12 protein-coding genes are annotated in these 13,053 nt (G+C 64.6%); 2 read left to right on the forward strand and 10 right to left on the reverse strand.

The features are described 5' to 3' along the window. Positions 1-119: 119 nt before the first annotated feature. From BMI87_RS08500 to pyrH, 9 genes are all read right to left on the reverse strand, one after another. The gene (locus BMI87_RS08500; protein WP_078520754.1) at positions 120-1,007 is read right to left on the reverse strand and encodes an OmpH family outer membrane protein; all 888 of its coding nucleotides are present in this window, start codon (positions 1,005-1,007) and stop codon (positions 120-122) included. Between the two features lie 9 nt (positions 1,008-1,016). Further along, the gene (gene bamA, locus BMI87_RS08505) at positions 1,017-3,269 is read right to left on the reverse strand and encodes an outer membrane protein assembly factor BamA (protein WP_093477134.1); all 2,253 of its coding nucleotides are present in this window, start codon (positions 3,267-3,269) and stop codon (positions 1,017-1,019) included. A gap of 289 nt (positions 3,270-3,558) precedes the next feature. Continuing rightward, complete coding sequence (locus tag BMI87_RS22520) at positions 3,559-3,732, reverse strand: hypothetical protein (protein WP_166741394.1); 174 nt, start codon at positions 3,730-3,732, stop codon at positions 3,559-3,561. 111 nt (positions 3,733-3,843) lie between these two features. Further along, positions 3,844-5,184 (reverse strand): RIP metalloprotease RseP, encoded by a 1,341-nt coding sequence (gene rseP, locus BMI87_RS08510; RefSeq protein ID WP_246832669.1) that lies wholly within the window; start codon positions 5,182-5,184, stop codon positions 3,844-3,846. Positions 5,185-5,187: 3 nt separating this feature from the next. Next, positions 5,188-6,366 carry a 1-deoxy-D-xylulose-5-phosphate reductoisomerase gene (dxr, locus tag BMI87_RS08515; protein ID WP_246832545.1) on the reverse strand — a complete coding sequence of 393 codons (1,179 nt, stop codon included), beginning with the start codon at positions 6,364-6,366 and terminating at the stop codon, positions 5,188-5,190. Positions 6,367-6,369: 3 nt separating this feature from the next. Beyond that, complete coding sequence (locus tag BMI87_RS08520; protein ID WP_256376235.1) at positions 6,370-7,167, reverse strand: phosphatidate cytidylyltransferase; 798 nt, start codon at positions 7,165-7,167, stop codon at positions 6,370-6,372. Next, positions 7,164-7,922 (reverse strand): polyprenyl diphosphate synthase, encoded by a 759-nt coding sequence (gene uppS / locus BMI87_RS08525; protein ID WP_146681539.1) that lies wholly within the window; start codon positions 7,920-7,922, stop codon positions 7,164-7,166. The genes BMI87_RS08520 and uppS overlap by 4 nt, the downstream gene beginning before the upstream one ends. Positions 7,923-7,973: 51 nt before the next feature. After that, positions 7,974-8,537, reverse strand: a complete 564-nt coding sequence (gene frr / locus BMI87_RS08530) for a ribosome recycling factor (protein WP_078520756.1) — start codon at positions 8,535-8,537, stop codon at positions 7,974-7,976. Positions 8,538-8,626: 89 nt separating this feature from the next. Next, on the reverse strand, positions 8,627-9,358 hold the full coding sequence (gene pyrH / locus BMI87_RS08535) for a UMP kinase (protein WP_078520757.1): 732 nt from the start codon (positions 9,356-9,358) through the stop codon (positions 8,627-8,629). A 118-nt stretch (positions 9,359-9,476) separates the two neighbouring features. Here pyrH and miaA point away from each other — a divergent pair, with 118 nt between their 5' ends. Next, on the forward strand, positions 9,477-10,361 hold the full coding sequence (gene miaA / locus BMI87_RS08540) for a tRNA (adenosine(37)-N6)-dimethylallyltransferase MiaA (RefSeq protein WP_246832670.1): 885 nt from the start codon (positions 9,477-9,479) through the stop codon (positions 10,359-10,361). A 108-nt stretch (positions 10,362-10,469) separates the two neighbouring features. Then, the gene (locus tag BMI87_RS08545) at positions 10,470-11,363 is read left to right on the forward strand and encodes a helix-turn-helix domain-containing protein (protein WP_078520759.1); all 894 of its coding nucleotides are present in this window, start codon (positions 10,470-10,472) and stop codon (positions 11,361-11,363) included. A gap of 104 nt (positions 11,364-11,467) precedes the next feature. Here BMI87_RS08545 and adh read toward each other — a convergent pair whose 3' ends face one another. Continuing rightward, positions 11,468-12,994: an aldehyde dehydrogenase gene (gene adh / locus BMI87_RS08550; protein WP_078520760.1), complete on the reverse strand. Its 1,527-nt coding sequence runs from the start codon at positions 12,992-12,994 to the stop codon at positions 11,468-11,470. Between the last annotated feature and the right edge of the window lie 59 nt (positions 12,995-13,053).

Raw genomic sequence — 13,053 nt, forward strand, 5'->3', positions numbered from 1 at the left:
CTGTCCTCGTTCTTGGGCGCACTGCGCCTGCGGCGGTATCAGTTTGCCGCATCACGCGATCGTCGCTTTTGGATTGTTGCTAGCAATCGCGGCCCCGCTTGGCAAGCAGCGCGCGCTTGCTATTGCGCCGTCGTGGCGTCGCTTTGCGTGCCCTGAGTGCCATTCACGACCGGCAGGCCAAGCGGCAGACCGGGCGCATCTCGGGTCGCACCGTCGAGCGTGGAATTGCCGCCCGATTTGCCTGCGGAGTTGGGGCTGCTGTCGACAAATACACCTGCCTCGCCGCTTTGATCCGCGCCTGCGCCGCTTGACGATTGGCCCGAAGCGGGCTGGTTCGAACCAGGCTGGTCCGGCGTCGCGGGCGCACCTTGAGCCGCATCCGCCGAGCCCCCGTTCGACGTCGGCGGAACCAAGGGCGTCACGCGCCCGGCCCCGTCACCGATCTCCTTGTCGACGCGCGCGCCCAGTTCGGCTGTCACGTCCGCCTGCGCGAGCCCGCGGATGATCGCGCGGGAATCGAGCACGACGACTGCGCCACGCGCCTTCAGCACCTCGTCGAGCAGCGGCACCACGGTCTGCACGAAGGTCTGGTGTTCCTGATTCAACTGGCGCTGGATCGCATCGGCCTTGGCCTTCTGGGCCTTGCGAATATCGGTCGCCCGCGTGTCGAAGGCATCGGCGGCTTGCTGGAACTGATCCGAGGGCATCGTCAGCCGCTCTTCGGTGAGCTTGCGCTCTTCCGCCTCGAGTTGACTGGCGATCCGGTCGTTTTCCTTGCGCAGCGCGCTCGACGCGGTCTCGATCTCGGATTGCACCCGCTTGCCCCACAGCGAGTTGTCGTAAAGCCGCTCCCAATCGAGGGTGAGGACCGCGCTCTGCTGGACGCGCGGCCCGGCTGCGGGCGCCTGCGTGTGGGGTGTCTCCACCGCCGATTGCGCGACAGCCGCGCCGGGCCCGAAGGCCAGCGCGGCTGCAATGAAGGAAACGGTGACGCTGCTCAGACGCATCGCGCGCCCTTAGAACTGCGTGGAAAGCGACAGATCGAAGTTCTGGGTCTTGTCGTAGCTTTCTTTCTTGATCGCCCGCGAGAAGTTCAGACGCAGCGGACCGATCGCGGATTTCCAGAAGATCGAGACGCCGACCGCAGAGCGGACATGCATCGAGTCGTCGACCTCGTTGCCGCCGGTCCCGGTCGTGTCGTCCAGACCCCAGACCGAGCCCACGTCCCAGAACACGCCGCCGGTGATGCCGTATTCCTCGGGCAGACCGATCGGGAATTCCGCTTCGACCTTGCCGACCCAGTAGTAATTGCCGCCGAGCGCGTCGGTATTGCCCGCATTGAGGTCACGCGGACCGATGCCGTAGCTCTCGAAGCCGCGGATCTGGCTGCCCGAGAAGCGTTGCAAGATCGTCGAACCATCCGTGGCATCGACCGCGCCCCCTTCGAGCGAGGCGCGCAACGTCGCTTCCTCGTTGAAGATCTTGCGCTCGCCGACGATCTTCGCAGTGGTCTGGCCGCCTTTCACGTCACCGCCGACGCCCCAGAACTGCTGATCGACGTTGAACCGCCAGGTGAAGCGCGGGTCGATCTGTTCGCGCGCGGTATCATAGCTGTAGCGCAGACCCGGGCCGCTGTAACGCTGCGTGCCCTTGTCGGCTTCTTCGTTCAGCAGGATGTCCGAGGAGTCGCTCGGCACGTTGTTCAGCGTGTCTTCGCCGATCTTGTAGCTCACCTGCAGACGGCCGCGTTCGGAGACCGGGAATTCCAGTGCCGGCTCGACGCTGATGCGGCGCGTGTCGTAAGCGGTGTTCGACGCCGAGCTCGAGGTCGCATAGGCGGCCGAGAACTTCAGCGCCACGTCACGTCCGAGGAACGCCGGCTCGATGAACCGGAAGCTGGAGCTGTTATTGTCCTTGGTCGTGCCGATCGACACGCCGAGATACTGCCCGCGACCGAGGAAGTTTTTCTCTTCCAACGAGGCGTTGAAACCGATCCCGTCCGAATTCGAATAGGAGGCGCCGAAGCCGAGCGAACCGGTGGGCTGCTCTTCGACATTCACGTCGACGACGACCTGATCGGAGCTCGAGCCCGGCTTCGTGTTCACGTCGACCGATTTGAAGTAGCCGGTGCCGCGGATGCGGTCGGCAGCGTTCGAGATCTCGCGCGGGTTGTAGGGGTCGCCTTCAACCGTCCGGAACTCGCGCCGGACCACCCGGTCGAGCGTCGCGGTGTTGCCCTCGATGTCGATGCGCTGCACGAAGACGCGCGGGCCACGGACCAGCACGAAATCGACATTGACCGACTGCGTGCGCGGGTCTTGGGTGATGCGCGGCTCGACGCGGGCGAATTGAATGCCCTTCTTGATCGCAAGCTGCTCCATTCGGGTCACGGCCAGTTCGATCGCTTTCGGCGAGAAGGTCTGTCCTTGGCGGATCTTGGTGAGCGGCGCGAAATCGTCAGGTGCGACGCCGTCGATCTCGGAAGTCGTGTTGATCGAGTTGAAGTGGTATTTCTGCCCTTCGATGATGTTGAAGGTCATGAAGAACGCATCGCGCTGGCGCGACATCTGCGAGGACACGCCGGTGACCTGCACGTTCTTGTAGCCGCGCGCTTGGTAGAAATCGATCAGCTTCTGACGGTCGACCGGGATCCGGTTCGCGTTGAACGTGTCGTTCTTGACGAACGTGCGGAAGATCCCCGCCTGCTTCGTCTCGAGCACCTGACGCAGACGACGGTCCGAATAGGAGCGGTTGCCGGTGAAGGTCACGCGCTCGATCGAGGTGACCTTGCCTTCCTTGATCTCGAAGGCGACGTCGACGCGGTTATTGTCGCGGCGGATGACCTTCGGCACCACACGGGCGGCCATGCGGCCATCCTCGGAATAGGCGCGCGCCAGACGCTGGGCGTCGGCTTCGATCTGGGCCGGGTTATAGACGCGGTTCGGCTTCGCCTGAATGATCGTAGCGAGCTGCTCGTCCTTGATGATCTTGTTGCCTTCGAAATTGATCACGCTGATCGTCGGATATTCGGTCACGGCGATCTTGAGCGTGTTGCCCTGCGGCGTGATTGCAACGTTCTCGAACAGGCCGGAATTCGTCAGACGCTGGTAAGCGGCGTTGAGATCGGCTGCGGTGACGGCCTGATTGCGGGCGATTCTGGCGAAGGACAGAATCGTCGCCGCGTCGACGCGCTCGTTACCGGTGATCACCACCTGGGAGAAACTGTATTGCTGCGCTTGAGCGATCACGGGAACCGCAAGGCAACTCATTGCAACTGCTGGAAATACTACGCTGGCCCGCAGTGCCTTTCGCGTCGCACAGAGTCTCAGCATAGTTTGCACGCTCATAGACATCGCCCTCTCCCGCCGGAAGTTCACTTTTTCCCTTTGATAAGGGTCGTACCGAAGGGCGTAAGCGATGTCAAAGCTGGGATGGGGGCTCAGACCCGAGATTTTGTGGAGCGCGATCATCTTGCCACGAAAGAAAGGGCCGCGAAGGCGGCCCCGGGATCGACGATGAACGGGTTTTGCGGGCGTTTCGTGCCCTTTTCGGACCGGCTCAGATGCGCTGGAAGCTGGAAGCGTCGCCGCCGAGAATGTCGATCAATTGAATACCGATCAGCGCCGCGCCGAACAGCGCGACCAGAACCGCTGCGATGAACAGCAGCCGGTCCCCGACGATTTCCACCAACGGGCGAAGTTCGCGATAGTGATGCGCGATGATCTCGGACATGAGCGGTCTCCTTCGCGCGATTTGCGCTAAGAGTTCCCTACCCTGTCTTCATGACCGCATTGCGAGGCAATTGTGGCGAAATCTGGGCCGTCACCGCCGTAACGGTCCCGCTCAGCAGGTCAGATCGTTCCAGAGCCCGAAGACCATCAGCGTCAGTACCAGCGCCAGGCCGATCGACATGAAGACGTTCATCAGCTGATCGGAGGGCGGCTTGCCCGTGATCGCCTCGTAGAGGTGGAACATCAGATGCCCGCCATCGAGCACCGGGATCGGGAAGAGGTTCAGGAAGCCCACCGCCGTCGAGAGCACCGCAATGAACCAGATGAAATCGAGCACGCCCGATTTCGCAGCCGCCGCCGAGGTCTCTGCAATGCGCAGCGCGCCGGTCAGGTTACAGCTCGAGATCCGCTGTGCGATCATCGCCTGAATGCCCGAGACCGATTGCGTGATGATGCCCCAGGTCTGCCGCGCGCCGCCCACCAGCGCATCGACGGGACCGACCGATTGAGTCACCGGCTCGAACATGAACGAGCCCGTAGCCCCGATCAGGAAGCGCGTCTCGAACTGCCCGTCGCCCACCGGCAGATCGGTGCGGCGCGGCGCCAGCGTCACGGAGAAGGTCTTGCCCGCATCACCCTCGGGCCGCCAGATATCGAGCGAGACCGCCTTGCCCTCGCCCGCCTTCACCGCGTCCTGCAGATCGACGAAGCGATAGACCGGCTTGCCATCGATCGCGGTGATCACGTCGCCCGCGCGCAGCCCGGCATCATAGGCGGCAGAGCCCGGCTGAACGCCCGCAAACCGCGCCGGGAAAAGCTGCGGCCCCGTCGCGTCGGTTTTGCTGCCGTCGCGGGTCACGGTGTAATCGAGCGTCGGCCCTGCGGGCAGTTGATCGACCACATCGGACAGCGCCTGATAATCCGGCGTGGGCTTGCCCGCCACCGCGTCGATCACGTCGCCCTGCTGCAGATCGCCCGACCCGCCGGGCAGCGCCACGACGGTCTGGATCGCGGGCGTCTCGGTCGCCTGCCCCGTCCAGAGGCTCAGCCCCGCGATCACGCAGATCGACAGGATGAAGTTGAAGACCGGCCCGGCTGCCACGGTCGCAGCCCGTGCCCAAAGCGGCGCGCCATGCATCGTGTGGCGGCGTTCCTCGGCGCTCAGATGGGCCATTTCCTCGGAATCGACCCCGGCCGAGGCCGCATTCGCATCGCCCAGAAACTTGACGTAGCCGCCAAGCGGCACGGCGGCGATCTGCCAGCGCGTGCCATGCTTGTCGACGCGGCTGATCAGCTTCGGCCCGAAGCCGAGCGAGAAGACCTCCGCCTTGATCCCGGAAATCCGCCCGATGATGTAATGGCCGTATTCATGCACCGCGACGATGATCGAGAGCGCGACGACGAAGGCCACTACGGTATAGAGCAGATTGCCGAATTGGGGCAGCAGGTCCAAAACTCAGATCCTTCCGTGTTCACAAATCGCCATCGCGCGCGCCCGCGCTTCGGCGTCGCAGCTCAGAACCATATCGAGGTCTTTTGCGGCGATTCCAAGACCCTGGTCCCGCGACATCTCGCCCAGAACCCTCTCGACGAGCGTGGCCATGTCGAGAAATCCGATCCGGCCCGCGATGAACAGATCGAGCGCGACTTCCTTGGCGGCGTTGAACACGGTGCCCGCCAGACCGCCCGTTTCCATCACCTCGTGCGCCAGCCGCAGCGCGGGGAACCGCTCCAGATCCGGGGTGCGGAAATCGAGCTGTCCGATCTTCGCCAAATCGAGCTTCTCGACCGGCAGAGGTTTGCGCGCGGGCCAGTTGAGCGCATAGCCGATCGCGTGGCGCATGTCGGGCACGCCCATATGCGCCATCAGCCCGCCGTCGTGGAAGCCGACCAGCGAATGGACGATGCTCTGAGGATGGACGAGCACTTCGATCTGCTCCGGCGCGAAGCCAAAGAATTCTTTTGCCTCAATGACTTCCAAGGCTTTGTTAAACATCGACGCGGAGTCGATCGTGATCCGCTGACCCATGTCCCAGTTCGGATGCGCCGAGGCCTCGGCCACGGTGGCATGGGCGAGTTTCTCCATCGGCCAGTCGCGAAACGCGCCACCCGAGGCGGTGATGATCACCCGCTCGACCGCGGCGATATCTTCGCCCACGAGCCCTTGGAAAATCGCCGAATGCTCGCTGTCGACTGGCAGGATCGTCGCACCATGTGCGCGCGCCTCAGCCATAAGAAGCGGCCCGGCGGTCACCAGCGATTCCTTGTTGGCCAGCGCCAACGTCGCGCCCTGCGAGAGCGCCGCAAAACCGGGCGCGAGCCCCGCCGCCCCGACGATGCCCGACAGAACCCAATCCGCCGGGCGATAGGCCGCTTCGATCAGCGCCTGCGGCCCGGCGGCCACCTCGATCCCGGTCCCGGCCAGCGCATCGCGCAGCGCAGGGAGACATTCGTCGAACGCGGTCACGGCCAGATCGGCCTTCAGCGCCACGGCCTGCTCGGCCAGACGCGCGACATTGCGGCCTGCGCTGAGCGCGACCACGTCGTAGGCTTCCGCTCCGCCTTGCGCCATCAGCAGATCAAAGCAGCTTTCGCCGATCGAGCCGGTCGCCCCGAAGACCGAAACCTTCCGCATCGTTCAGCCTTCCGTCAGCGGCAGGGTCATCACCTGCGAGATCAGCATCAGGAACACGACCGCGCCGGTCAGCGCGTCGAAGCGGTCCAGCACACCGCCATGGCCCGGGATCAGCGAGGAGCTGTCCTTCACGCCGGTCGCGCGCTTGATCGCGCTTTCGGCGATGTCGCCCAGCTGGCCCGCGAAGGCCAGAAGCGGCGAAATCCAGATCATCGCGAGCCCGCCGCCCATCTGGGCGAAGAGAAAGCCCACGAGCGCCGCGCCGACCCAACCGCCGACCGTGCCCGACCATGTTTTCTTCGGGCTGACCTTGGGCCAGAATTTCGGCCCGCCCACCGTGCGGCCCACGAAATATCCCATGATATCAGAGACAACGACCACCGCGACGATCCATGTGATCGCGCCAAGCCCTGCCCCTTCGCGCAACGCCACGAGCCCATAGCCCGTCAGCATGATCGCCAGCGCATAGCCCGCGCCGAGCCAGCGCCGCCCGGTGCAGATCACTGCCGCCATGATCGGCACGATCAGCAGGTAGATCAGCCCGTAAGGCTCATGGATCGCCAAGACGAACGTCAGCGCAGCCGCCGCCACCAGGCCCAAACCGATCGCCTTGCCGGGACGTTCGGGGCGCAGCATCGCGGTGAGCTCCCAGATCATCAGACCCGTCACGAGCACCGAGAGCGCCGCGAAAACCGGACCGCCCCACCAGATCGCAGCGAGGCCGATCGCGACCATCGCAAGCCCAGAGGCGAGCCGCGGGACGAGATCGCCCCATTTGCCGGTCCGCGGCGTCTCCGTCACGAGGCAACCCCGCCGAAGCGCCGCTCGCGCCCGGCAAACCGATCGAGAATATCGGACAGCTCGTCCGGCGTGAAATCGGGCCAGAGCGTCGGCGTGAATTCATACTCCGAATAGGCCGCCTGCCACGGCAGGAAATTCGAGGTCCGCGTCTCGCCCGAGCTGCGGATCACCAGATCGGGGTCGGGCATGCCCGCGCTGTCGAGCCGCGACGAGATCATCGCCTCGTCAACCTCGTCAGCCTTGATCTTGCCCGCAGCCACGTCGCGCGCAATCGACTGGGCTGCGCGTTTCAACTCGTCGCGCCCGCCGTAATTGATCGCAACCGCCAGCGTCAGCTTCGAATTGCCCTTGGTGCGGGTCTCGATCGCGTCCATCGTCTCGCGCAGCAGCGGGTCGAGCGGCGTGCGATCGCCGATGAAGCGCAGCTCGACGCCCTGACGCGACAGCTCCGCCGCCTCGCGTTTGATCATCAGCCGGAACATCTTCATCAACCCGAGAACTTCCTGCGTCGAGCGCTTCCAGTTCTCCGTCGAGAAGGCGTAGATCGTCATGTAGCGGATGCCCAGATCGGGCGCGGCCTGCACGACCTTCTTGATCTGCTCGGCCCCTTTGCGGTGACCGGCCAGACGCGGCCAGCCCCGCTGGGTGGCCCACCGCCCGTTGCCATCCATGATGATCGCGACATGCAGCGGCGCCGGGGCGCCCCCGTCATGCCCCTGCGGGGTCTGGGCGATATCGGGAATGCTAGGGGCCATCGGCAATGTGATCCTTTTCGCTCAAGACGCAGGGGGGCTGAGGCGGATGCCTCAGACCTGCATGATCTCGGCTTGCTTGTCTTCGAGCGCCTTGTCGACCTTGGCGATATGCGCGTCGGTCATCTCCTGAACCTCGCTCTCCCAGATCTTCACATCGTCTTCAGACATGCCGTCGGCCTTGGCCTTCTTGATCTGGTCCATGCCGTCGCGGCGCACGTTGCGGATCGCGACGCGGGCGTGCTCGGCATATTGGGCGGCGACCTTGGTCAGCTCGCGGCGGCGCTCCTCGTTCAGCTCCGGGATCGGCAGCATGATGATCGTGCCATTGGTCTGCGGGTTGATGCCGAGACCGGATTCGCGGATCGCTTTCTCGACCTTGCCGACCATCGACTTGTCCCAGACGTTGATCGTGACCATCCGCGGCTCGGGCACGTTCACGGTGCCGACCTGGTTGATCGGGGTCATCTGGCCATAGGCTTCGACCTGAACCGGCTCCACCATCGAGGCCGAGGCGCGGCCCGTGCGCAGCGACGCGAATTCATGCTTGAGCGCGCTCATTGCGCCATCCATGCGGCGGGCAAGGTCATCGGTGTCGATCTCGAAATCGTCGGACATTGGGTATTTCCCCGTTCTTGTTGAGCCTCGGGCCGAGCTTTAGCGCAGCTCGCAGGCGAAAACTAGCATTTGTGACCGTCGCGCGGCGCTCAGCCCTGCACTTTGGTGTAGGTGCCCTCGCCTGCCAGAATGCCGCGGAAGCCACCCGGCTCGTCAAGCGAGAACACGATGATCGGCTTGTTATTGTCGCGCGCGAGCGCGATCGCCGAGGCATCCATCACACCGAGGTTCTTTTGCAGAACTTCGTCGTAGCTGACGGTGTCGTAGCGTTTGGCGTCGTCGAATTTCTGCGGGTCCTTGTCATAGACCCCGTCGACCTTGGTGCCCTTGAAGATCGCCTCGCAGGACATCTCGTTGGCGCGCAGCGTGGCGGCGGTGTCGGTCGTGAAATAGGGGTTGCCGGTGCCCGCGGCGAAAATGCAGACCCGCTTCTTCTCGAGGTGGCGCACGGCGCGGCGGCGGATATAGGGCTCGCAGACCTGATCCATCGGAATGGCCGAGATCACGCGGGTGAAGACGCCGAGGCCTTCCAGCGCGGATTGCATCGCCAGCGCGTTCATCACCGTCGCGAGCATCCCCATGTAGTCGGCCGTCGTGCGCTCCATCCCCTGAGCCGAGCCCGCAAGCCCACGGAAGATGTTGCCGCCGCCAATCACCATGCAGATCTCGACGCCCAGATCGCGCACCGATTTCACCTCATGCGCTATACGCGAGACGGTCGGCGGATGCAGGCCGTAGCCCTGATCGCCCATCAGCGCCTCACCCGAGATCTTCAGTAGCACGCGATTGTATTTGGCCGCGGGATGCGTCTCGGTGCTCATCTGATCCTCCGATGGGCTGTTGTCATTGGCGCGCAAAATGATCCAAATAGAGCCGGGGTTCAACCTCTTGCGAAAGCGTAGAGCCCCGAGCCCGCCAGAAAGCCTGCAAGAGCCGCCGATGCCGCCTGCCCTGCCCGAAATATCGCCGCGAACGCCCGTGCTGATCGCGGGAGCGACGGCGAGCGGAAAATCTGCGCTGGCGCTCTCGATCGCCGAGGCCGAGGGCGGCGTCGTGATCAATGCCGACGCGCTGCAGGTCTGGTCGTGCTGGCGGGTGCTGAGCGCGCGCCCCTCGCCCGAGGAAGAGGCCCGCGCGCCGCATGCGCTCTACGGTCATCTCGATCCCGGCGCCGACTATTCCGTCGGCCACTGGCTGCGCGACGTCACCCCGTATCTGGAGGCCTTCCACGCAGGCGGGCCGCGCCCGATCGTCGTGGGCGGCACCGGGCTCTATTTCACCGCTCTGACGCAAGGCCTGGCGGAAATCCCTGAAACGCCACCGGAAATCCGCGCCGAGGCCGATCAGCGGCGGCTCTCGGAGGGTCATGCCGGGATGCTGGACGAGCTGGACGATGCGACCCGCGCGAAGATCGACGCGCAGAACCCGATGCGGGTGCAGCGCGCGTGGGAAGTGCTGCGCGCCACCGGCGAGGGTCTTGCGGCGTGGCAGGCCCGCACCCCGCCGCCGCTTCTGCCGCTCGATACCGTCGCGCCGCTTCACCTCGATCCGGATCGCGACTGGCTGGCGGATCGCATCGACCGCCGCTTCGATCTGATGCTCGAACACGGTGCGCTCGACGAGGTCCGCGCAGTCGAGCCGATCTGGGATCCGAACGCGCTCTGGGCGAAGGCGATCGGGGCGCCGGAACTGATCGCGCATCTGCATGGCGAGCTCGATCTGAGTGAGGCGCGCGAGCGTGCACAGGCGGCAAGTCGCCAATATGCGAAGCGCCAGCGCACTTGGTTTCGTGGCCGCATGAAGGCGTGGCACAAGATCGCGTAGACTGTGACCCCGCGGCAACTGGGCGCCCGGGCTTCTGTGGAAAATTCCTTGGTTCACGCGAGAGTTGCGGGCTATCCTCCCGCCGAAATCGCGTAGGATCAAAGCATCGTGAAGCTCTTCTCGACACCGCCCCTCTCCCAGCTCTCGCAGGCCAAAACCGTGAAGCCCGGTGCAAGCGGCACGCCCGGCCCGGCGCAAACCGCGACCGACCTGCCGAGCCCTCCGAGTGAGCCGCGGCTGGTGCAGATCGCCCATCTCGCCAAGGGCGGGCGCTGGCGGGTAGAGGCGATGCGCGCCCATTCCGAGCCCTGCCTGCTGTGGTTCTCGCGTGGGCAAGGCCGGATCACGCTGGGCGGCGTGACCCGTGGCTACGGCCCCAACAACGCGATCTTCATCCCGCCGGGCGTGATGCACGGTTTCGAGATTTCCAACCAGACCCACGGTCAGGCCCTGTTCTTCGGCCGCGACAGCGACGTAGCCCTGCCGCCCGCCGCCCATCACCTGCGCATCCGCGAAGCGATCGCGCAGGGCGAGATCGGCTCGATCTTGGAGGCGATCCAGCGCGAGAGCGAAAGCACGCGCCCTGCCGCCGACCGCGCCCTGCGCAGCCATCTGGGCCTCTTGAGCGTCTGGCTAGAGCGACAGATCGCGAGCAATGCGAACGAGGCGATCCGCCCGAGCGCCGCGCGCCGTCTGGTCACGCGCTACGCCGTTCTGGTCGAGCGCGAGTATCGCGCGGGCACCCCGGTCGCCGATATCGCGCGCGAGTTGGGCGTAACGCCGACGCATCTGTCGCGCGCCTGCCGCGATGCCTGTGGGAAATCCGCGCTGGAGTTGATGCAGGAACGACGCCTTTATGAAGCACGTCGCCTGCTGCGCGACACGCCCGTCCCGATCAAGGATATAGCGCAGCTTCTGGGCTATCGCAGCCCGGGCTATTTCTCCCGCGCCTTTCAGGCCGGCACCGGCAGCACGCCGAACGCCTTCCGCCGCGCGAGCTGACCCGTGCCGGGACAGGCCGCCTGCCCGATCTTCCCCGACCCAGCGACACGAAAAAGGGCCGCGCCTTTGCAGACGCGGCCCGGGGTTTGGGGAGGTAAACCCTATCAGAAGAACCCGAGCTTGTTCGGGTTGTAGCTGACCAGCATGTTCTTGGTCTGCTGGTAGTGATCGAGCATCATCTTGTGGGTCTCGCGACCGATGCCCGATTGCTTGTACCCGCCAAAGGCCGCATGGGCCGGATAGGCGTGGTAGTTGTTGACCCAGACGCGACCTGCCTCGATCCCGCGCCCGAAGCGATAGGCACGCGAGCCGTCACGGGTCCAGACACCGGCGCCAAGGCCGTACATCGTGTCATTGGCGATCTCGAGCGCCTCGGCCTCGTCCTTGAAGGTCGTGACCGACACCACCGGGCCGAAGATTTCTTCCTGGAAGACCCGCATCTTGTTGTGGCCCTTCAGGATCGTCGGCTGGATGTAGAAGCCGTTCGCCAGATCGCCGTTGAAGCGCGCGGCGTCACCGCCGGTCAGCACCTCGGCCCCTTCTTCGCGACCGATGCTCAGGTAGGACATGATCTTGTCATGCTGCTCCTGGCTGGCCTGCGCACCGACCATCGTCTCCATCGCGCGGGGATCGCCCTGCTTGATGGCTTCGACGCGGGCGATGCAGCGCTCCATGAACTTCTCGTAGATGTCTTCCTGAATGAGCGCACGGCTCGGGCAGGTGCAGACCTCGCCCTGATTGAAGGCGAAGAGCACGAAGCCCTCGATCGCCTTGTCGAGGAAGGCGTCATCCTCGGCCATCACGTCCGAGAAGAAGATGTTGGGCGATTTGCCACCCAGCTCGAGCGTGACCGGGATCAGGTTCTCGGTCGCGGCCTGCATGATCTTGCGGCCCGTCGCGGTGGAGCCGGTAAAGGCGATCTTGGCGATACGCGAGGAGCTCGCGAGCGCCGCGCCGACTTCCGCGCCATAGCCGTTGACGATGTTCAGCACGCCATCGGGCAGCAGGTCGGCGATGACTTCCATCACGACGAGGATCGCCGCCGGGGTTTGCTCGGCCGGTTTCAGCACGATGCAGTTGCCCGCCGCCAGAGCGGGCGCCAGTTTCCATGCCGCCATCAGCACCGAGAAGTTCCACGGGATGATCTGACCTACGACGCCCAGCGGCTCGTGGAAGTGATAGGCGACGGTGTCGTTGTCGATCTCCGACATCGTGCCTTCCTGGCTGCGCAGAACGCCCGCGAAATAGCGGAAATGGTCGACGGCGAGCGGAATGTCGGCCGCCGTGGTCTCACGGATCGGCTTGCCGTTGTCCCAGGTCTCGGCGGCAGCGATCAGGTCGAGATTTTCCTCGATCCGGTCGGCGATCTTGAGAAGGACGTTCGAGCGCTCGGCAGCCGAAGTCTTGCCCCACGCGTCTTTTGCGGCATGAGCTGCGTCGAGCGCGGCTTCGATATCCTCTGCGGAGGAATGCGCGACTTCGCAAACCTTGCCGCCGGTGATCGGCGTGATGTTGTCGAAATACTTGCCGTTTTTCGGGGGCACGAATTTGCCGCCGATGAAGTTGTCATAACGGTCGCGGAACGGCGAAACCGAAACGCCCTTGAATTCAGGTGCCATATCGTTGGCCATTGGTCTTCCTCCCAGATTGAACGCAACCGACAGGGCTGCGCGCCATGGAGATCAGACTG

The sequence above is a fragment of the Thioclava sp. F28-4 genome (assembly GCF_002020045.1).
Taxonomy (GTDB): domain Bacteria; phylum Pseudomonadota; class Alphaproteobacteria; order Rhodobacterales; family Rhodobacteraceae; genus Thioclava; species Thioclava sediminum.

Bases quoted from the DNA above. Each gene is read 5' to 3' on its own strand.
- dxr (WP_246832545.1), bottom strand. From the start codon at position 6,366: ATGCGGAAGGTTTCGGTCTTCGGGGCGACCGGCTCGATCGGCGAAAGC.
- frr (WP_078520756.1), bottom strand. From the start codon at position 8,537: ATGTCCGACGATTTCGAGATCGACACCGATGACCTTGCCCGCCGCATG.
- miaA (WP_246832670.1), top strand. From the start codon at position 9,477: ATGCCGCCTGCCCTGCCCGAAATATCGCCGCGAACGCCCGTGCTGATC.
- uppS (WP_146681539.1), bottom strand. From the start codon at position 7,922: ATGGCCCCTAGCATTCCCGATATCGCCCAGACCCCGCAGGGGCATGAC.
- BMI87_RS08500 (WP_078520754.1), bottom strand. From the start codon at position 1,007: ATGCGTCTGAGCAGCGTCACCGTTTCCTTCATTGCAGCCGCGCTGGCC.
- adh (WP_078520760.1), bottom strand. From the start codon at position 12,994: ATGGCCAACGATATGGCACCTGAATTCAAGGGCGTTTCGGTTTCGCCG.
- bamA (WP_093477134.1), bottom strand. From the start codon at position 3,269: ATGAGTTGCCTTGCGGTTCCCGTGATCGCTCAAGCGCAGCAATACAGT.
- pyrH (WP_078520757.1), bottom strand. From the start codon at position 9,358: ATGAGCACCGAGACGCATCCCGCGGCCAAATACAATCGCGTGCTACTG.
- BMI87_RS22520 (WP_166741394.1), bottom strand. From the start codon at position 3,732: ATGTCCGAGATCATCGCGCATCACTATCGCGAACTTCGCCCGTTGGTG.